This is a genomic window from Pseudomonas sp. 1L-C-7-B-C1 (genome assembly GCF_057291635.1).
Genome location: NZ_JBXAWH010000006.1, coordinates 291,613 through 312,000, shown reverse-complemented (window position 1 = coordinate 312,000; position 20,388 = coordinate 291,613). Strand labels below are relative to the sequence as shown.

General features: G+C 59.0%; 18 protein-coding genes. 6 read left to right on the top strand and 12 right to left on the bottom strand.

Translation table 11 applies throughout. The features are described 5' to 3' along the window. Positions 1-34 precede the first annotated feature (34 nt). Both AC0Z8Z_RS12280 and AC0Z8Z_RS12275 read right to left on the bottom strand, forming a co-directional pair. Entirely contained in the window at positions 35-727 is a 693-nt protein-coding gene (locus tag AC0Z8Z_RS12280) for an ArsR/SmtB family transcription factor (protein WP_122536697.1), read from the bottom strand. 706 nt (positions 728-1,433) lie between these two features. After that, complete coding sequence (locus tag AC0Z8Z_RS12275) at positions 1,434-2,642, bottom strand: multidrug effflux MFS transporter (protein WP_172610722.1); 1,209 nt, start codon at positions 2,640-2,642, stop codon at positions 1,434-1,436. 225 nt (positions 2,643-2,867) lie between these two features. Here AC0Z8Z_RS12275 and AC0Z8Z_RS12270 point away from each other — a divergent pair, with 225 nt between their 5' ends. Next, a complete protein-coding gene (locus AC0Z8Z_RS12270; protein ID WP_122536695.1) occupies positions 2,868-3,227 on the top strand; it encodes a hypothetical protein in 360 nt (119 codons plus the stop codon). Positions 3,228-3,312: 85 nt separating this feature from the next. Continuing rightward, positions 3,313-3,807 carry a GreA/GreB family elongation factor gene (locus tag AC0Z8Z_RS12265; protein ID WP_485619265.1) on the top strand — a complete coding sequence of 165 codons (495 nt, stop codon included), beginning with the start codon at positions 3,313-3,315 and terminating at the stop codon, positions 3,805-3,807. A 74-nt stretch (positions 3,808-3,881) separates the two neighbouring features. Here the strand turns inward: AC0Z8Z_RS12265 and ettA are convergent, their stop codons facing one another. After that, the gene (gene ettA, locus AC0Z8Z_RS12260) at positions 3,882-5,546 is read right to left on the bottom strand and encodes an energy-dependent translational throttle protein EttA (RefSeq protein WP_065987538.1); all 1,665 of its coding nucleotides are present in this window, start codon (positions 5,544-5,546) and stop codon (positions 3,882-3,884) included. A gap of 414 nt (positions 5,547-5,960) precedes the next feature. Here ettA and AC0Z8Z_RS12255 point away from each other — a divergent pair, with 414 nt between their 5' ends. Next, positions 5,961-9,782 (top strand): bifunctional diguanylate cyclase/phosphodiesterase, encoded by a 3,822-nt coding sequence (locus AC0Z8Z_RS12255; RefSeq protein ID WP_485619285.1) that lies wholly within the window; start codon positions 5,961-5,963, stop codon positions 9,780-9,782. A 241-nt stretch (positions 9,783-10,023) separates the two neighbouring features. Further along, positions 10,024-11,277 carry a serine hydroxymethyltransferase gene (gene glyA / locus AC0Z8Z_RS12250; RefSeq protein ID WP_485619264.1) on the top strand — a complete coding sequence of 418 codons (1,254 nt, stop codon included), beginning with the start codon at positions 10,024-10,026 and terminating at the stop codon, positions 11,275-11,277. Positions 11,278-11,427: 150 nt separating this feature from the next. Here glyA and AC0Z8Z_RS12245 read toward each other — a convergent pair whose 3' ends face one another. The 6 genes from AC0Z8Z_RS12245 to AC0Z8Z_RS12220 all read right to left on the bottom strand — a co-directional run bounded on the left by AC0Z8Z_RS12245 (position 11,428) and on the right by AC0Z8Z_RS12220 (position 16,309). Further along, positions 11,428-11,814 (bottom strand): hypothetical protein, encoded by a 387-nt coding sequence (locus AC0Z8Z_RS12245; RefSeq protein WP_485619263.1) that lies wholly within the window; start codon positions 11,812-11,814, stop codon positions 11,428-11,430. Then, entirely contained in the window at positions 11,802-12,263 is a 462-nt protein-coding gene (locus AC0Z8Z_RS12240; RefSeq protein WP_485619262.1) for a hypothetical protein, read from the bottom strand. Before AC0Z8Z_RS12240 ends, AC0Z8Z_RS12245 begins: the two co-directional genes overlap by 13 nt. Further along, entirely contained in the window at positions 12,256-12,759 is a 504-nt protein-coding gene (locus tag AC0Z8Z_RS12235) for a hypothetical protein (protein WP_485619261.1), read from the bottom strand. Before AC0Z8Z_RS12235 ends, AC0Z8Z_RS12240 begins: the two co-directional genes overlap by 8 nt. A 153-nt stretch (positions 12,760-12,912) precedes the next feature. Further along, the gene (gene yjiA, locus AC0Z8Z_RS12230) at positions 12,913-13,884 is read right to left on the bottom strand and encodes a GTPase (protein WP_485619260.1); all 972 of its coding nucleotides are present in this window, start codon (positions 13,882-13,884) and stop codon (positions 12,913-12,915) included. 131 nt (positions 13,885-14,015) lie between these two features. Next, a complete protein-coding gene (locus AC0Z8Z_RS12225; RefSeq protein ID WP_065987541.1) occupies positions 14,016-14,213 on the bottom strand; it encodes a YbdD/YjiX family protein in 198 nt (65 codons plus the stop codon). A gap of 26 nt (positions 14,214-14,239) precedes the next feature. Further along, positions 14,240-16,309, bottom strand: coding sequence for a carbon starvation CstA family protein (locus AC0Z8Z_RS12220; RefSeq protein ID WP_172610717.1), 2,070 nt, complete (start codon positions 16,307-16,309; stop codon positions 14,240-14,242). Between the two features lie 153 nt (positions 16,310-16,462). Here AC0Z8Z_RS12220 and AC0Z8Z_RS12215 point away from each other — a divergent pair, with 153 nt between their 5' ends. Beyond that, positions 16,463-16,831 carry a PilZ domain-containing protein gene (locus AC0Z8Z_RS12215; RefSeq protein ID WP_485619259.1) on the top strand — a complete coding sequence of 123 codons (369 nt, stop codon included), beginning with the start codon at positions 16,463-16,465 and terminating at the stop codon, positions 16,829-16,831. A gap of 40 nt (positions 16,832-16,871) precedes the next feature. Here the strand turns inward: AC0Z8Z_RS12215 and AC0Z8Z_RS12210 are convergent, their stop codons facing one another. From AC0Z8Z_RS12210 to radA, 3 genes are all read right to left on the bottom strand, one after another. After that, the gene (locus AC0Z8Z_RS12210) at positions 16,872-17,453 is read right to left on the bottom strand and encodes a hypothetical protein (protein WP_485619258.1); all 582 of its coding nucleotides are present in this window, start codon (positions 17,451-17,453) and stop codon (positions 16,872-16,874) included. A 16-nt stretch (positions 17,454-17,469) separates the two neighbouring features. Beyond that, entirely contained in the window at positions 17,470-18,078 is a 609-nt protein-coding gene (locus tag AC0Z8Z_RS12205) for a hypothetical protein (RefSeq protein WP_485619257.1), read from the bottom strand. A 207-nt stretch (positions 18,079-18,285) separates the two neighbouring features. Continuing rightward, on the bottom strand, positions 18,286-19,656 hold the full coding sequence (gene radA, locus AC0Z8Z_RS12200) for a DNA repair protein RadA (protein WP_122536686.1): 1,371 nt from the start codon (positions 19,654-19,656) through the stop codon (positions 18,286-18,288). A gap of 197 nt (positions 19,657-19,853) precedes the next feature. Between radA and mscL the strand changes: the two genes are divergently transcribed. Then, positions 19,854-20,303, top strand: a complete 450-nt coding sequence (gene mscL / locus AC0Z8Z_RS12195) for a large-conductance mechanosensitive channel protein MscL (RefSeq protein WP_172610712.1) — start codon at positions 19,854-19,856, stop codon at positions 20,301-20,303. Positions 20,304-20,388 lie beyond the last annotated feature (85 nt).

Sequence of the window (20,388 nt, the reverse complement as noted above, 5' to 3'; positions counted from 1 at the left end):
TCTGCTCCACACGCCGCGCGTCCATTTCGCGCCGTCACGCCGCCGAGGCGATCTTGCTGATTTCCCGCTGGCCGTTGGATGAGACCTGCAACGTGCAGGCCTCTTCTGTCGTGCGCAGCCAACCCAACTGCATGAACAGTTGCAAAAGCCCCGCCCCTAAGGCGCCCCCCAGATGGGGTCGGCGTTCATGGCGATCAACACAGGCGCACACAGCTTCACGTCGTCTATGGGCCAGCGCGGGAATAAAAATGCCACGTTCGGCAAAGCGCGAGATGCCGACACTGGTAACCTCAAGCCGGTGTTCGGACTGTTCAATCCAGCCTGCCCCCAACATCCGCAAATACAGCTCAGCGCCCATCTCGCCCCCCAGATGGTCTGCACACACACTGGCTCTGCATAACGGCAGGGGCGGTAACGGTTGCGCCATGCTGCGGCTGATCAGTTCCGCGCTGACCATGGATGCACTGACCAACGCCTGGACGGCGGTCCGGACTTCCGGCGCAGCGAGTCTGAAGTAGCGCTTGCGGGCGCGGACTTCGTGGCGCAGCAACCCGCCTGCGGCGAGGCGCGCCAGATGCGCACCGGCGGAAGAAGTGGAGAGACCTACCAGCAAAGCCACTTCATCAGCAGCCCGGGATGTTCCGTCCATCAACGCCCACACAATCGCGCTGCGTTTGGGGTCGGCGAGCAACGCAGCGATCTGGCTGATGCAAGGTACATATTCCATGTCTTCACTCCCTGTTGAACATTGTCTAAGCGGACCGGAGCCGGTGCGCAGATCAAGGCATGCCTTTGCGTGGAATCACGGGCGTAATCCGGTAAAGCGCAAGGCCGTTGCTGCGGTCAGCATCATCGTTGTTTAAGCCGAACACAGACTTTGATTTAAATCACATCACGCGAACTCTGATCCCTGGAACTTGCACGCCATACAGATAGTTGCGCCTGAGCCATACAGTTAGAAAAGAGAATTAAATCGGATCCATGACGGCGCTTAGTATAAGACCTGGATTCGGTCGGTGGATCAACTTGTCCATCGACTTACCCTTTGTTTGTGGGCCGTATTGGCAAATGTTCAGCACAATCGGTATGCCCATACATGGCGTGATTGCGACCGGATAGCTCGAACCCCTTTAATCACGGGGGCTTGCGCGGAGGATGGCGGCTCGTGGGTTTGAGGTCAAGGCGATTGCCTACATCGAAAACTCAGAAAACCTTCAAGAAAATAATCTGTGCCAAAGGCGCATCAAGGGTGAACTTGTCGCGATCAAGCACGGCAGTCAGGATCGGTATTTTTAGTGCTGTAAGAAGTTTCCAATCAAGGAGTAGTAAAAGGCCGTATATAAACCGCTCATTTTCGACAGACTAAACATGCTTAGACAGGTGCACGTTAAACATAAGAAAAATCGGCAACGCCCGCGCGTTGCCGACGTCGATCAGATACGCACATCCGCGTGGGGCATCAGCGCATCTCGTTTCAGTTGCGCGCGGCGAGTGATCACCGCCAGGGTCACGGCCAGTACGCCGCACAGCGTAATGACGGTCGCCATCGGCACCGCCGTTCCGTCATGCAGCACGCCCACCAATGCCGCCGCGCCCGCTGCGACACTGAACTGCAGGCACCCCAACAATGCCGACGCGCTGCCTGCACGTTTACCCTGCCCGCCCATCGCGCACGCGGAAGCGTTGGGGATGATGCAGCCCAGGCTGGCGATATAGATAAACAGCGGAATCAGCAGCGGCCACAGCTTTTCGGTGTGCAGGGATGCGATGGTCAGCAGCACGACGGCAGCAGCGAGATAGATCCAGACAGTCCGCGACAGCAACCACGCCGGCCCATAGCGGCCAACAAGGCGGGCGTTCACCTGGGCGATGAGGATGAAGCCGGCAGCGTTGATGCCGAACAGCCATCCGTAGTGTTCCGCCGGGACGCCGTAGAGCTTGATGAAAACGAAAGGTGAACCCGCGATGTAGGAGAACATCCCGGCCATGGCGATCCCGCCGGTGAGCGCATGGCCCAGGAAGATCCGGTCGCCCAGCAGATTCCAGTACGACCCGAGCGCGCCCGAGAGCGGCAGTCGCGGGTGGCCGGCCGGCATGCTTTCCGGCAAGCCCCTGAAAACCGCCACTGCGGTGAGTGCGCTGAACACCGTCAAGGACAGGAAGATGGCCTGCCAACCCACAACGTTGACCAACAGCCCGCCCAGCATTGGGGCCAGAATCGGTGCCAGGCCCATGACCAGCATCAATTGCGAGAACACCTTGGCCGAGTCAACCGGCGAACACTTGTCGCTGACGATCGCCCGTGAAAGCACCATGCCAGCACATCCGCCCAACGCTTGTACAAAGCGGGCCGCAATCAGCCATTCGAGCGAAGGCGCCAGGGCGCAAGCCAGCGATGCAAGGGTGAACAAGCCGACGCCAAATAACAGCGGGATCCGGCGACCGAAGCGATCGGCGATCGGGCCGTAGGCGAGCTGGCCGATGCTCAGGCCGAGGAAATAAGAGGCCAGGGTCAGCTGAACGTGTTTCTCGTCGGTGCCGAACGCCAAAGCGATGGCCGGGAAACCTGGCAGGTAAAAGTCGATGGCCAATGGGCCAAAGGCGCTGAGTGCGCCGAGGATCAGAATCGTTCTGAGGTTCATCAATCTTCCTAAACGGTTTTGCGCAGCGCGACAGTTTAACAACCTTGGATCTGCGCGGCCCGGTCACAGGAAAATTACCAGAAGTTTTTTCAAGACGTCGCTGAGCAAAAAAAGGTGGAACTTATTACGCGCGACCGAGCATCGGTTAATGGATTTCCTACAACGTTTTTACCAATAACTCACAGAAGCGCTTCTAAGCTTTTGTCAAGCAGTGAGGAAATCAAAATGAATGCGCGATGGGCTGTGCTGTGGTGCGTTGTCGTTGTCGCCGGATGTCAGTCTACCCACGACCAGTTATTGGCCGAAGGTTACCCACCGGCATTCGCGGATGGTTTTCAGGATGGCTGCGGGAGCGGGCGGCAATCCATTGATGTCATCAAAGGTCAATTCAAAAAGGACGTGCCACGCTATTTGCGTGACACGCTGTATGCGCAAGGTTGGTCGGACGGGTTTCGCCAGTGCCAGGCGCAACTGGCCAACAGCAATGTTCAGGATCAAGGCCGGGACAGTATCTGGAATGACCGCGACCGCGACTGGGACCGTCAGAGAACCCAGGACGCAGCCAAAGCCTACCGATCTCATTAAACGTCGGTCGCGGCTGCATAACGGGTGAAACTATCGGGGACCGCACATGGCCCAATGTGATTAAGCCATGAACAGGAGCCCCGCCATGAGTCGCGCCTTCGTTAACGAAGACAACGCCGCTGCGCAAATCGACCCGCCGGTTGAACGGCAGATCAGCGTGCAGACCAACTACGTCACCCGGCGCGGCCTTGATCAATTGCACGATCAGGTCGAGCAACTGCAAGCCCAATACAGCGAACAGAACGCCCAAGGCGATGAAGGCGACAAACAGCGCATGGCCGAAATCGAACGGGACCTGCGTTACTTCAACCAGCGCCTGCAAAGCGCCCAAGTGGTCAGCAGCACGTCCGATGACAAGGTTCAGATCGGCAGTTGGGTGACCTTTGCCGACGAGGAAAACGTTGAACAGCGCGTGCAGTTGGTCGGCGAGGATCAGGCCGATGCAGGCAGTCAGTTGATCAACTGGGCGTCACCGCTGGGCAAGGCATTACTGGGCGCCAAGGTCGGGGATGAAGTCACCTGGCAGCGGCCGGTGGGCGATGCCGTGATCGAGGTGGTGCGCATCGAAGCCGGCGACTGAGGTCGTCGACCGACAATGAGCCAGACACAAAAAACGGAGCCCAATGGCTCCGTTTTTCGTAACGCCCAAACGTATCAGGCGAGTTTTTTGTGACGCACGCGGTGCGGCTGAGCGGCGGCATCGCCAAGGCGTTTCTTGCGATCGGCCTCGTACTCGGTGTAGTTGCCTTCGAAGAACACCGCTTGCGAATCGTCTTCGTACGCGAGGATGTGAGTGGCAACGCGGTCAAGGAACCACCGATCGTGAGAGATCACAATGGCAGCGCCCGGGAAGTCCAGCAGGGCTTCTTCGAGCGAACGCAGGGTTTCAACGTCGAGGTCGTTTGACGGTTCGTCGAGCAGCAGGACGTTGCCACCCTCCTTCAACGTCAGCGCCAGGTGCAGACGACCGCGCTCACCGCCAGACAGGTCCTTCACGAACTTCTGCTGATCGCCGCCCTTGAAGTTGAAACGGCCGACATAGGTACGCGACGGGATTTCGTAGTTGCCGATCTTGATCTGATCGGAGCCGTCGGAAATCTGTGCGAACACGGTCTTGCTGCCATCCAGGTCGTCGCGGCTCTGATCGACACACGCCAGCTGCACGGTTTCGCCGACTTCAATGGAGCCGGAGTCCGGTTGCTCCTTGCCCATCAGCATGCGGAACAGCGTCGATTTACCGGCACCGTTACCGCCGATCACGCCAACGATGGCGCCTTTAGGCATGGAGAACGAAAGGTTGTCGATCAGCACGCGATCGCCGTAACCCTTGGTGACGTTCTTGAATTCGATGACCTTGTCGCCCAGACGCGGACCGGCCGGGATGTAGATCTCGTTGGTCTCGCTGCGCTTCTGGAATTCCTGGGACTGAAGCTCTTCGAAGCGTTGCAGACGGGCCTTGGATTTCGACTGGCGCGCCTTGGCACCTTTACGGACCCACTCGAGCTCTTCTTTCATGGCCTTTTCATGGGCCGACTGCTGCTTGGACTCGGCCGCCAGACGATCAGACTTGGCTTCAAGCCAGCCGGAATAGTTGCCTTCGTACGGAATGCCCGCGCCGCGGTCGAGTTCCAGAATCCAGCCAGCGACGTTGTCGAGGAAGTACCGGTCGTGGGTGATCGCAACCACGGTGCCCGGGAAATCGTGCAGGAAATGCTCGAGCCAGGCGACGGAATCGGCATCCAGGTGGTTGGTCGGTTCGTCGAGCAGCAGCATGTCAGGGGCGGACAGCAGCAGACGGCACAGGGCCACGCGACGTTTCTCACCACCGGACAAGTGTTCAACCTTGGCGTCCCAGGCCGGCAGGCGCAGCGCATCGGCGGCCACTTCGAGCTGGCGCTCCAGGTTGTGGCCATCGCTGGCTTGCAGGATCGACTCGAGCTTGGCCTGTTCGGCCGCCAGCTTGTCGAAATCGGCGTCCGGCTCCGCGTAAGCGGCATAGACTTCGTCCAGCCGTGCTTGAGCGTCCTTGATCACACTGACAGCTTCTTCGACCACTTCACGTACGGTCTTGGTCGGGTCGAGCTGCGGCTCTTGCGGCAGGTAGCCGATATTCAGCTCGGGCATCGGGCGCGCTTCACCGTCAAATTCGGTGTCGACACCGGCCATGATTTTCAGCAGCGTGGATTTACCCGAGCCGTTAAGGCCGAGGACGCCGATTTTGGCGCCGGGGAAAAACGAGAGGGAGATGTTTTTCAGGATTTCCCGCTTCGGCGGAACAACTTTGCTCAGCCGATGCATGGTAAAGACGTATTGAGCCATGGAATGAAAACCTGGAATGAGACTGTGAATTAAGGTGCGAGCTTAGTGCTGCGTCGCAAAAAATGCGTTTATCTTCGCGCCGCAACTTGCCTTAGCGCGATTCCGGGCCTTGAATTGATCAAAGCCAAACCCGCGCGGCAGGGACAAACTTCCGAGGACCGGTATTAAAGCTGGAGCAATGCTTGCAAGCCCTTTGAGGCTGCAAGCGAGTCGTGCAGAAACCGGGCGCGTCGCGTGTGGCGCAAAGCTACCCGAATGCACGCAACAGGGCAAACCGCCCGGCCCATTAACGCTGGCACTTAGCCACAGCTCGGTGGCATGCTACCCGCCTTTTGCGCACCGGGCTTATAGTGCGTATCGCACATGCTGATTCAGTCCAGTAGTCAGGATCACAGTTTGCTCAAACCGACCCCCATCTCACCCCTGCGCCCATCCGATAGCGCAACGACCGTGCCTTTAAGGGGCGTGCTCAGGGGTGCGCTCGCGGTCCTGGTTCTGATGATGTTGATGCTGTTGTTATGGCAGATGATCGAGCAGTTCCAGCAGTCTCAGGAACGCCAGCACAAGCGCAGCATCGACTACAGCGTGCAGCTCGCCGATCGGCTGAGCCTGAACATGGCGCTGGACGCTCAGGTGGCGCTGAATGTGCTTGACGACACCCAGGACAATTCGCAACCCGTTGACGATCCAGAGGCCGTGCTGGCGAACCTTGGTCAATCGATGCCGGCGGTTAAAAGTCTGGTCTGGCTCGACATTGACGGAAATATCATTGCCGACAGCGAGGGTGACACCCGTGATGTCGGCTTTCTGACCCAGATGCATTCGGTCATCCAGGGCCATCCGTACTTCTATGCCAGCGACCCAGGCGCCTCCACGTTTTATCTGTTCATCCGTCAGCCGCGCACCGGCAATGAACGCTACTGGGCGCTGCGGCTCAAGCCCGACATCCTGAAGTCCCTGACCCGCCAGAGCGATCTGGATTACCAACCCGTCTGGCTGCTGGAAGATATCAGCAGTCAACGGCCCCTCTACAAAAACCTGCCAGGCGCCGGCCAGTCTGCTGACAGCGAGTTGCAGACCGTCCATCTGCAACCACTGCCCCACAGCGACTGGCAAGTGCGTGGCCTGTTCGATCCGCAGAAAGCCCGGCAGGCGCAGCTCTTGCCGCTCATCGGTGAATGTCTGCTCGCCCTGCTCTGTTCCATTATTCCGTTGTTCGCGCTGCGCAGCCTGCGCCGCCGCCAACTGCAGCTGCATCAAAGCCGTCGCCGCTACAAAGACATTTTTGAAGGCACCGGGGTCGCGCTCTGCGTGCTGGACCTCTCCGGCCTGCCGGCATATCTCAAGCAGTTGCAAGTGAACAGCGGCGAGGAACTGAACGCACACCTGAGCCGCCAGCCCGATCTGATCAACAGCCTGCTTCAGCAATTGCGCATCACTGAGGTCAATCAGGTCGCCGCTCAACTGTTGCGCGCCGATTCGGCACAACATGTCTGGCAACAGTTGATCGAAGGCTGCCCTCGCGCCGGAAACGGTATCGGCCTGCAGATACTCCAGGCCGTCCTCGAGGGTCACCGCCAGCTGGAATTCGAAATTCTGATCCCCGACGCGCAAAGCGGTGACCAACACCTGTGGTTGGTCATGCGCCTGCCTGAGCAACCTGAAGATTTCAACGCCGTCATTCTCAGCATCAGCGATTTCACCAACCGCAAACAGGCCGAGCTATCGCTGCAGGAGCGGGAACAGTTCTGGTCGGATGTCGTGCGTACCGTGCCGGACTATCTCTGCGTTCTGGATGCGGCCACGCGGCGGATCATTTACAGCAACCATAATCTGGGCCTGGCCCTTGGCTACGAGTCGGCCGAGCTGGACGAGATGGGTGAGCAGTTCTGGGAAACGCTGCTGCACCCGGACGATATCGTTGCTTATGAGCAGTTGCGCCTTGCACGCACCGAACACGGCCGCAGCGACCTGATCCAGTGCCAGTTGCGTTTCCGCGCGCGACAGGGCAACTGGCGTCGCTTCGATATCTGCGAACAGGCGCTTGCGGCGGACGCTGACGGGCAGATCCGGCGCATCGTGGGCGTCGCCAAGGACATCACCGACCAAGTGGAAGCCAGCCAGTCCCTGCGCGAAAGCGAGCAGCGGTACCGGATGCTGGCGGAAAGCATCAGCGACGTGATTTTCTCCACCGATCGCCAGTTGCACGCCAACTACTTCAGCCCCTCGGTCAATACCGTGCTGGGTTATAGCGCCGAGTGGATTCTGCAGAACGGCTGGAGGGCAATCATCGCCAATCCTCAGCAGCTCAGCGGCTTTTATGCGCTGCTGCAGAGGATCAGTAAAGCGTCGAGCAAGCCCGAGGCGCTGGCGGACCTGCGCCAGGAAATCACCACCCAGTTATTCCTGTTCGATTGCTTGCGCGCCGATGGTCGCAAGATTCCCGTGGAGCTTCGTGTGGTGCTGGTGTGGGATGACTCCGGAACGTTTAAAGGCGTTCTCGGCGTTGGACGCGATGTCAGTCAGCAGCGGCGCGCCGAGAAAGACCTGCGCATGGCGGCCACAGTCTTTGAACACTCGACCTCGGCCATTCTGATCACCGACCCTGCGGGCTACATCGTGCAGGCCAACGACGCCTTCACCCGGGTCAGTGGCTATGCCGTGTCCCAGGTGCTGGATCAACTGCCGATGATGCTGACCGTCGAGAATCAGCAGGCAGCGCACCTGGGTTACATCCTCAAGCAACTGAGCCAGCGCGGCAGTTGGGAGGGTGAGTTGTGGCTCAAGCGCCGCGACGGCGAGCACTACCCGGCGTGGGTCGGGATTACCGCGGTGCTTGATGATGAGGGCGACCTGGCCAGCTATGTGTGCTTTTTCAGCGACATCAGCGAGCGCAAGGCCAGCGAGCAGCGCATTCACCGGCTGGCTTATTACGACGCACTGACCCATCTTCCCAACCGCACGCTGTTTCAGGATCGGCTGCACAGCGCGTTGCAACATGCCGAGCGTCAACACACCTGGGTGGTGTTGATGTTCCTCGACCTGGATCGTTTCAAGCCGATCAACGATTCACTGGGCCATGCCGCCGGTGACCGCATGCTGAAGGAAATGGCTTTGCGCCTGCTTGCATGCGTTGACGAAGACGACACCGTTGCGCGCATGGGCGGCGACGAATTCACGCTGCTGCTGCAGCCCCGCCCCACCCAACAGGCCGCACTGAACCGGGCAATTCATGTGGCCGAGCAGATTCTCGCCAGTCTGGTGAAACCCTTCGTGCTGGAAGGCCGCGAGTTTTTCGTCACAGCCAGTATCGGTATCGCGCTCAGCCCTCAGGACGGTAGCGAACTGAGCCAGTTGATGAAGAACGCCGACACGGCGATGTACCACGCCAAAGAACGCGGCAAGAACAACTTCCAGTTTTACCAAGCCGACATGAATGCCAGCGCCCTTGAGCGTCTGGAGCTGGAAAGCGACCTGCGCCATGCCCTGGAGCAGGGCGAATTCGCGCTGTATTACCAGCCGCAGTTCAGTGGCGACGGCAAGCGCCTGACCGGCGCCGAGGCCTTGCTGCGCTGGCGTCACCCACGTCGTGGCCTGGTGCCGCCCGTGGACTTCATCCCGGTGCTGGAAGAGCTCGGGCTGGTGGTCGAAGTCGGCGAGTGGGTGCTCAAGGAGGCCTGCCGCCAGTTGCGCGAGTGGCATCTGGCGCGGGTTCGCGTGCCGAAGGTGTCGGTGAATATTTCCGCACGGCAGTTCTCGGACGGTCAGTTGGGCACGCGCATCGCCGGTATTCTGCAGGAAATCGGCCTGCCGCCCGCCTGCCTCGAACTTGAACTGACTGAAAGCATCCTGATGCGCGAGGTGAGCGAAGCCATGCAGATCCTGGCCGGACTCAAGCGGCTGGGCCTGAGCATCGCGGTCGATGACTTCGGCACCGGCTACTCGTCGCTGAACTACCTGAAGCAGTTCCCCATCGACGTACTGAAGATCGACCGCACCTTCGTCGATGGCCTGCCGTCCGGCGAGCAGGACGCGCAGATCGCCCGTGCAATCATCGCCATGGCCCACAGCCTCAATCTGTCGGTGATCGCCGAGGGCGTGGAAACCCACGAGCAGTTGGAGTTCCTGCGCGAACATGGCTGCGATGAAGTTCAGGGTTACCTGTTCGGCCGCCCCATGCCGGCGGCGCGGTTCGAGGCCCAGTTCAGCAACGATGCGCTGTTTATGCTCGACTGACGCGAGTTGCAAGCTTCAAGCGGCAAGCTACAAGCAGAAGCCGCGCCGCATTCAGCTTGTAGCTTGAGGCTTGAAGCTTGAAGCTTGAAGCTTGTAGCTTGTAGCTTGTAGCTTGAGGCTTGCAGCCAGGCTTTAGCCTTGCATCGCGCTCATCACGCACATGACCCGCTTTCATATGCCAGATAAAACCCGATGGGTTAGAATGCCCCCCTTTTCTACTGCCCGATCCCCGAGGACCGCCATGTTCAGCCGCAATTTGACCATCGCCAAGTACGACGCCGACCTGTACGCCGCCATGGAACAGGAAGCCAAGCGTCAGGAAGATCACATCGAGCTGATCGCCTCGGAGAACTACACCAGCCCGGCGGTCATGGAAGCCCAGGGCTCGGTCCTCACCAACAAATACGCCGAAGGCTACCCAGGCAAGCGTTACTACGGTGGCTGCGAATACGTCGATATCGTTGAGCAACTGGCCATCGACCGCGCCAAAGAACTGTTCGGCGCCGATTACGCCAACGTCCAGCCACACGCAGGTTCCCAAGCCAACAGCGCGGTGTACCTGGCGCTGCTCAACGCTGGCGACACCATCCTGGGCATGAGCCTGGCCCACGGCGGTCACCTGACCCACGGTGCGAGCGTTTCTTCCTCCGGCAAGCTGTACAACGCCGTTCAGTACGGCATCGACGGCAACGGCCTGATCGATTACGACGAAGTCGAGCGACTGGCCGTCGAGCACAATCCGAAGATGATCGTCGCCGGTTTCTCCGCCTACTCGCAGATCCTCGACTTCCCGCGCTTCCGCGCCATCGCTGACAAGGTTGGCGCCTACCTGTTCGTCGACATGGCTCACGTAGCCGGTCTGGTCGCTGCAGGCGTTTACCCGAACCCGGTTCCCTTCGCTGACGTCGTCACCACCACTACTCACAAAACCCTGCGCGGCCCGCGTGGTGGCTTGATCCTGGCCCGCGCCAACGCCGAGATCGAGAAGAAGCTCAACTCCGCTGTTTTCCCGGGTGGCCAGGGCGGTCCTCTGGAGCACGTCATCGCGGCCAAAGCGATCTGCTTCAAGGAAGCACTGCAGCCTGAGTTCAAGACTTATCAGGAACAAGTGGTGAAAAATGCCAAGGCCATGGCCGGCGTCTTCATCGAGCGCGGGTTCGACGTGGTATCCGGTGGGACTGAAAACCACCTGTTCCTGCTGTCGCTGATCAAGCAGGACATCTCCGGTAAAGACGCCGACGCCGCACTGGGCAAAGCGTTCATCACCGTGAACAAGAACTCGGTACCCAACGATCCGCGCTCCCCGTTCGTCACCTCCGGTCTGCGCTTCGGCACCCCGGCCGTGACCACTCGCGGCTTCAAGGAAGCAGAGTGCAAGGAACTGGCCGGCTGGATCTGCGACATCCTGGCAGACCTGAACAACGAAGCGGTGATCAACGCCGTACGTGAGAAGGTCCAGGCCATCTGCGCCAAGCTGCCGGTTTACGGCGCTTGATAGCGGTTGGTTGATGTGAAAAAGCCCGGCTTGTTAGCCGGGCTTTTTGTTGGGGCTGTCTCCTCGTATCTGCTTCTTGTCTACGTCGAAGAGGCGCAAGTCATCAGGAGTTAGGGCTGAGATTTCGATGGTCTTTCAATCAAGAACTGGCTATACGCTTCCCTGCTTTAGACGCAGGTAGAGCACGGTCATTGCAGAAAGAAGAACTATCGCGGAATAAAAGAAAAATTTGATCCAGAACCGAAAGTGGCCAGGAAGCTTCTGAAGCTTGTACGGTGGAATGACCTCCTGCTTTTTAAATGCACCCGGCATGATCAAGATCATCGTAATGAACGACTCGCGCATTCTTCGGCCCAGCCAAGTATCACCGTAATAGCCTGCATGTAAGCCGATCATCTCGATGTCGGAAAGATAATCTTCAATGCGCTCCATGTATTTCAAGAAAAAGATATGAGACGAGACCAAGTGGATGAAGATCAAAACGAATTCTATCAGCGTCAACCAAATAGCCGCGTCGTATGAAATCAGGGTGTCCATTCGTAGAGCTTCTCCCCAAGAAGTTCGCCACCTGCTTCGCCCATTGTGCCGCTTGCATAGGCTAAAGCCCCGCCGGCAATAATTCCGCAACCTAAAGCAGCTAGCCCCAAGGTAGGCGCACCAAACACAGCCAGACACACCACCGGCCCGGCTACTGCCCCTACTTCCCCCCCGGCAAGTCCGAGTAGCACGCCACCCGCTAACTTTGCTCCCTCAACGTAATGAGCCCGTGTACATAACTCTTCACGTCCCGTAGAACAGGCTTCCTTAATCTCCAGCGCGGTTGATGCGATATTCAACCCAATCCCAACCGCCGTCCCATGCTTCAACAACTTCGCCACTTTGGCGATCTTCGCAATTCGCGTGGCGTACCCCTGTATCTCCCCGGTGCGCAGGTAACTTTTGGTCGATAACCCCAGCATCTTTTTCAGTGGGCCTTTTTTAGTCAACCCAGTCCCCCATCGGGCTATACCTTCCAGCTGAACATCCAGCCTGGCAAACAGCACTCGCCGTTGATTGATGAATTCCTGCCGGGCGATGGGCGTGCCGCGTGCCGCGTGCCAGCGACAGCTTGTACAGCCGCTCGATTTCTTCGAGGGTTTTCTGCACGCCGTTAAGGTGTTTACTCCAACTGCCAGTGGCGGCGCCGACGCCCAGCGATCCGTAACTGAGCATGTTCTGCATCAGGTCGTAGTTCTTGATCAGTTCGCTGCCCGAGCCTTTAACCTGTCGACGGACGTTCCGCGCCAGGTTCATCAGCTCGGTTTCTTCTGCCGTGAGGCTGCCAATCGAACCGTCGCTGACAATCACCAGTTGGCCCGGCATAACCACCACATTGCGAATATGCGCATTCAGCACATCAAACTTTGCGCTACCGCCGACCCGAGCCTTGAGCGTGAAATAGGTTTGTATGCGGTCATTGATGAACACGTAGGGCTTGGACATGAGGCTGCCCGTCCTTGCTTGACTTCAGATCCAGCAAGGATAGGGACGGGATGTAGGGTTTAGAAGCGTAGGGAGGGGGATTGAAAGTACGATTCGGAACGATCCTACGCAGGCGGCATAGCTCGTCTTACGGACCATTCCCGCACGCGATATCTAATCTGCAGCAACGCCTGCAAAGCCGGCCCGGATCTTCTCTTCCGGCAGTTCATCGGCAATGAACACGATCACGCTTTCGCGCTTTTCGCCATCCGCCCACTCCACATCGAAATCAAATCCGTACAGCTTCAGCACCCCCTGAAACACCAGCTTGCGATCCTCGCCGGCGATATTCAGCACGCCTTTGTAACGCAGCAGTTGTTTGCCGTGCTCTTCCAGCAGGTCGTTCATGAAGGTGCTGAGCTTGTCGATGTCCAGCGGCTGATCACTGCGCAGGACGAGGCTGCTGATCCGGTCGATGGAGCGGCCTGTCGGGGCTGCCGGGCGCAGTGTCATGCCGCCGATGTCAGCGTTCAAGTTGAAGCCGCGCACATCCAGCAGCTCGGCCAGATCGATCTTGCCGTGCTCGACCACCCGGATCGGCGCGCGACGGTTGATGCGGGTCAAGCGCTCGCTTAATGCATTGAAGGTTGCTTCGTCCACCAGATCGGTCTTGCTCACCAACAGACGATCCGCGAAGCCGATCTGCGCCTGAGCGATGGTCTGCTCCAAGTGCGTGTCGGCGTGGGCCGCGTCAACCAGCGTAATGATACCGTCGAGGATGTATCGCTCGCGCAGCTCCTCGTCGATGAAGAAGGTCTGCGCAACCGGTGCGGGGTCTGCCAGGCCGGTGCATTCGATGACCAGCCGATCAAACGCGATCTCGCCACTGTCGAGGCGCTCCAGCAGCAGATACAACGCTTTGGTCAAGTCGGTGTGAATGGTGCAGCAGACGCAGCCGTTGGACAGCGTCATCACCTGCACCGGCTCGTCGCCCAGCAATTGGGTGTCAACGCCGGCGTCGCTGAATTCGTTCTCGATCACGGCGATCTTCAGGCCGTGCTCTTCCTTGAGTAAGTGGCGCAGCAAGGTGGTTTTGCCGGCGCCGAGAAAACCGCTGAGGATGGTGACGGGGATAGGTGTGAACAAAAAAAAGACCTCGATTCGCTGAAAAAAAACAGGAGTGAGGTTGCGGGCGATTCGAAATGTCAGTCAGTACAGCGCGACTGAATTAACGCATCGCGAGCAAGCTCACTCCTGCATGACCAAGGGTCACTTCATTAGCAACACTTGGGCCCGCCCTTCCCGCCGTAACGGGCGTCCTGGCGTTCCCGGAAGAACGCTTCGTAGGACATCACCGGCTTGTCCGGGTGGGTCTTCTGCATATGCTCAACGTAATTGTCGTAATCCGGCATGCCCACCATAAGGCGGGCGGCCTGACCGAGATACTTACCCAGGCGACTCAGATCGTTGAACATAGGCAGCTCCTCGCGTTACAGCGCACTCAATGGGTTTCCGGGAACGCCTGGAATGGCGATTCCTTGTCGGTACGCTCCTTCTTGATCCACGCCGCACGCCCCACTTTCAGCGCATAGAACAGAATGCTCAGGACCACGAACAGGAACAGCGTGGTCAGGGTGGCGTTGGTGTAAGCATTGAAGATCACGTGCTGCATCTGGTCCATGGTCTTGGCCGGCGCCAGCACCTGACCGGCATCCGCCGCGGCGCTGTATTTCTTCGCCAGGGCCAGGAAGCCCACCGCAGGGCTCGGGTCGAACAGCTTGATGAAGCCTGCGGTCACGGTGCAGATCAGCAGCCATGAAGCCGGCAGGATAGTGACCCAGACGTACTGCTGACGCTTCATTTTGATCAGCACAACGGTTGCCAGCATCAGCGCGATGCCCGCCAGCATTTGGTTGGAGATACCAAACAGTGGCCACAACGTGTTGATCCCGCCCAGCGGATCGATCACGCCCTGATACAGCAGATACCCCCACAGCGCGACGCATCCACCGGTGCCGATGGCGTTGGCGGTCCAGGACTCGGTGCGTTTCAGCGCAGGCACGAAACTGCCCAGCAGGTCCTGCAGCATGAAGCGGCCGGCACGGGTACCGGCATCGACTGCCGTCAGGATGAACAGCGCTTCGAACAGAATCGCGAAGTGGTACCAGAACGCCATGGTGTTCTGACCCGGGAACGCCTGGTGCAGGATTTGCGCAATACCCACGGCCAGGGTCGGCGCGCCGCCGGCACGAGCCAGCACAGTGTTTTCGCCGATGTCTTTCGCCACAGCGGTCAGTTGATCCGGCGTAATGAGGAAGCCCCAGCTGCTGACCATCTGCGCGACCGAGTTGACGTCGGAGCCAACGATGGCCGCCGGACTGTTCATCGCGAAGTACACGCCTGGTTCGATGACCGAAGCCGCGACCATGGCCATGATCGCCACGAACGACTCCATCAGCATGCCGCCGTAACCGATGTAACGGGCGTTGACTTCGTTATCCAGCAGCTTCGGTGTGGTGCCCGAAGAAATCAGCGCGTGGAAACCGGAGACGGCGCCACAGGCAATGGTGATGAAGAGGAACGGGAACAGGGTGCCTTTCCAGACCGGACCGGTGCCGTCGGTGAACTGTGTCAGCGCAGGCATTTTCAGCTCAGGCGCAAGAATCAGGATGCCGATCGCCAGCGCGATGATAGTGCCGATTTTCAGGAACGTGGACAGGTAGTCGCGAGGCGCCAGTACCAGCCAGACCGGCAGCATGGCCGCGACAAACCCGTAACCAACCAGCATCCAGGTGATCTGCACGCCGGTGAACGTGAACATCGGCGCCCACTCAGGACTCGCTGCGACCAGACCGCCGACCCAGATCGACAGCAGCAACAGCACGACGCCCACCACCGAAATCTCACCGATGCGGCCCGGGCGGATGAAGCGCATGTAGATGCCCATGAACATCGCGATCGGAATCGTCGCCATGACCGTGAACATGCCCCATGGGCTCTCGGCCAGTGCCTTGACGACAATCAACGCCAGCACCGCAAGGATGATGATCATGATCAGGAAACAGCCGAACAACGCGATGGTGCCGGGAATGCGGCCCATTTCTTCGCGGACCATGTCGCCCAGTGAGCGACCGTTACGGCGCGTGGAAAGGAACAGGATCATGAAGTCCTGCACCGCACCCGCCAGCACGACACCGGCAATCAGCCACAGCGTACCGGGCAGGTAGCCCATTTGCGCGGCGAGCACCGGACCGACCAGCGGACCTGCGCCGGCGATGGCAGCGAAGTGGTGACCGAAGAGAATGTGTTTGTTGGTAGGGACGTAGTCGAGCCCGTCGTTCTTGAGCACCGCGGGGGTGGCACGGGTCGGGTCGAGTTGCATGACCTTGGTAGCGATGAACAGGCTGTAGTAGCGATAAGCGACCAGATAAATGGCCACTGCGGCCACCACAATCCAGAGTGCGTTGATCGCCTCCCCGCGACGCAATGCAACCACTCCCAGAGCCCAGGCCCCAAGGATCGCAACAATCAGCCAGGGCACGTGGCGCAGCAGACCATTATTGTTTTTCATTTTTTTTGTTTCCAACTGAGTGGACTTATTGTTGTTCAGCAAGCGGAGTTTAGCGCCGCCCGAGCGAAAGGCTACCCCCACGATGGTCTAGCGCGATATTTGTCCTATAGTCAACGAAGTGGGCGCTTCAGGCGCTGAAGGAGTAGTTGCGTAATGACCGATAACCACACAGAACGTCGTCGCTTCAAACGCGTTGCATTCGACGCGAAAACAAAACTCAACCAGGGGGGCAAAACCTGGGCGGTTCAGTTGATCGACCTGTCGCTCAAGGGACTGCTGATCGAGAAGCCCTCGCCCTGGGAAGGCGATCCCAACGAGCGTTTCATGGTCGACATCGAGTTGCAGGACGGCATTGACGTCGTAATGGAGGTGCAGCTGACCCACGACGACCACAATCACCTGGGATTTGTGTGCAAGCACATCGAGCTCGATTCAGTGACGCACCTGCGTCGACTGATCGAGCTCAATATTGCCGATCACGATGAACTGGAGCGCGAGCTGGGCGCGCTGATGGGGGACTGATTCTGAGAGAGGCGCCGGGCGGGTGCCGGCACCTGATGGGTTAAATCAGCTTTTGCCTGACGGCTTCCTCAAGCGTGCTCTGCGTCAGGTGCTGAATGATGCCCTCGGCCGACTGGTTGAACGGCAGCGCGAACACCAGCAGCAGTTGCATCCAGGTCGTCACGGTTTCGCTTTTCTCAATCCGCCCCAATACTTTCCCATCGCGGTCTTTGTAGACCGTTTCCAGCACCAGCCGATTGTGGGCAACGGTCGGGATCACCAATAACGTGATGCCGGACAGAATGGCACTGCCCGTGTTGCCGGTTTCTTCATTGCGTAAGCTGGCATACACGTAAACGTCGGACTCTACCTTGTCAGTGGTGACACGCTGAAAACGCCCCGACTGGTTGAAGTTGTCGATTAACACCTTCTCCCAGGCACTGACATTGGTGCCGCCGGCTCTCTGCTCGCCGTTAAATGTGTGGAGCGCCGTAAAGCGCACATACGCCGTAGGCTTGGTCGATTTTTGCTGGCTTGCCAGCGGCCAGTTTTCCACGGCCGGCAAATCGTGTTGCGAGTAGGACACGCAGCCGCCCAGCGATACTCCGAGTATCATCACCAGCGCTTTAATCATGGATTTCATGGTGTTCTGATTCCTTTCAACGGGCATTCAATTGGGTGACTGCGGCATCGGTCAGCTTGGCGATCAGGTCACGGAGCTGTCGACTGCCCAGGCCGGGCGCGGCGTAGTCGGCGTCATACAGGCCTACATTGTGGGGCTCGTCGACTTTCTCCATGGATTTGGCCAGCGTCTGGCCAGTGCGGTCTTCAATGGTCAGCTCACCTGCAAGATCGTAGGTGTCGACGTAGATCGGCCCGTTGACCCAGATGTAGATCGTCAGGGTCAGCAATGCACCGGGGAAGTACGCAGGGTGAGTCGAGCGCTTGCCGTGCAGCGAGGTCAGGTTGAATTTCAACATTACGTCCTGATCACCCAGCCTGGCAGGGAATACCGAGACATCTTTGAAGTAGCCGGCACTTTCGATGTAGTGGTTGATTTGCGCCGTCAATTGCCGGCTGACGTTCTTGCGCAGTTCATCGTTGATCTTCGGCACCGATACGACCACGTCCGCCATCTGCGCGACCCGCGGACTGGTGACCACTGCTGCCCTGTCCGGCTCGCCGATCGGGCCGTAGGTATTGAAAGAAAAACAACCGGTCAGCGACAACAACGCGCCAAGCAAAAGCACATGTGCAATCCGTTTCAAACCAACATCCTTAATTTCGGGCGAACGGCCGCACTCCGGTCCAGGTGAACCGCAGCAGGATCATTCGAATTTCAGGGAAACGTCGCCGCAGCCGCACATCAAAGGTGAGCAAGCGGAAACGAGGCGGCGATACTAATGCGCCATCATTATGACGTCAATTTCCGTTTCCGATATTTTTAAGGGCCGGCGCTCTAGCGCCGGCTCTTCTTACTCCTCGAATAACGCGTCCAGAGCTTGATCCAGGCGAGTCACGCCAATCACTGTCAGGCCCGGCGGGGACTCTTTCGGGGCGTTGCCCTTGGGCACGATGGCGCGTTTGAAGCCGTGCTTGGCCGCTTCCTTGAGTCGCTCCTGACCGCTGGGGACGGGGCGGACCTCGCCGGACAAGCCCACCTCGCCAAACACCAGCAAGTCGCCCGGCAGCGCGCGGTTACGCAGGCTGGACATGACCGCAGCCATCAAGGCCAGGTCGGACGCGGTTTCCAGCACTTTCACCCCGCCCACGACGTTGAGAAACACATCCTGGTCATGGGTAGGGATGCCGCCGTGGCGGTGCAGTACTGCGAGCAACATGGCAAGCCGGTTTTGATCCAGACCTAACGTCACGCGACGCGGATTGGAGAGGTGGCTGTCATCGACCAGCGCCTGCACTTCGACCAGCATCGGTCGGGTGCCTTCCCACGTGGCCATGACCACACTGCCCGCGACCTCTTCCTGCGCGCGTGTGAGAAAGATCGCCGAGGGATTCGAGACTTCTTTCAGGCCTTTGTCGGTCATGCCGAAGACGCCCAGTTCGTTAACGGCACCAAAACGGTTTTTGACCGCACGCAGCAGACGCAGGCGGCCATCGGATTCGCCTTCAAAATACAACACGGTGTCGACCATGTGCTCCAAAACGCGAGGCCCGGCCAGCGCGCCTTCTTTGGTGACATGGCCGACGAGAAAGATCGCGGTGCCGCTCTGTTTGGCGTAGCGCACCAGCAACGCCGCGCTCTCGCGAACCTGGGATACACCGCCAGGTGCTGACTGCAGCTGTTCGGTGAAGATGGTCTGGATCGAATCGATCACCATGACTTTCGGCTGCTCGATGCGCGCCGTGGCGATGATGGTTTCGATGCAGGTCTCGGTCATGACCCGCAGTTTGTCCTGGGGCAAGCCAAGCCGACGGGCGCGCATCGCCACCTGCTGCTGCGACTCTTCGCCGGTGACGTACAGCGCCGGCATGCGCTCGGCGATGGCGCAGAGGGTCTGCAACAGAATGGTCGACTTGCCGATGCCAGGGTCGCCGCCGATCAACACCACCGAGCCATCCACCAGGCCGCCGCCGAGAACCCGGTCTAGCTCAGTGGAGTTGGTGGAAAAGCGCGGAATTTCTTCGACACTGACTTCGGCCAGGGTTTTGATCTGTGCCTGTTGGCCGGTCCAGCCGGAACGACCGCTGGGCGCCGCCGCCGTGCTGTTGTCGATCACGGTTTCAACGAGGGTATTCCAGGCGCCGCATTCGCTGCACTGGCCGGCCCATTTGGGAAACGTCGAACCGCACTCGGTGCAGCCGTACATGCGTTTGGCCTTGGCCATGACACCCCCGATTCAAAAAGGGGCAATCATACCCGATGCGTCAAACCGCGGGCGCAGCGCTGGAAAGCCTGCACTCTTTTGGAGGATTAAATAAAACTTACCGGGACGGACCCGGTCGATTGCATGGATTAAGCGAGATGCAGCTAGCTGACTTACACTGCATTGACCACTCTCATCTGTAACAAAGGAATACACCCATGAGCGTACTAAGCGAGTTCAAAGCCTTTGCCGTAAAAGGAAACGTCGTCGACATGGCCGTCGGGATCATCATCGGCGCGGCATTCGGCAAGATCGTTTCGTCGTTCGTCGGCGATGTAATCATGCCGCCACTCGGGTTGCTGATCGGCGGCGTGGACTTCAGTGATCTGGCCATCATGCTGCGGCCCGCCGAAGGGACCGCCCCTGCAGTGGTGCTGGCTTACGGCAAGTTCATCCAGACCGTGATCGACTTCATCATTGTGGCATTCGCCATCTTCATGGGCGTCAAGGCGATCAACCGCCTGAAGCGCGAAGAGGCCAAGGCGCCAACCCTGCCGCCAACGCCATCGAAGGAAGAGGTGCTGCTGGGCGAAATCCGCGACCTGCTGAAAGAGCAAAACAACAAGCCGGCTGCGCCACTGCCGGTGACGCCTGATCGGTTCGTCTAAGGGCTGAGGGCTGCGAGCATCCGGCTGTTTCTCTGCGTACTGAACGCGGGCTTCGCGAGCAAGCTCGCTCCCACAGAATCGGGGG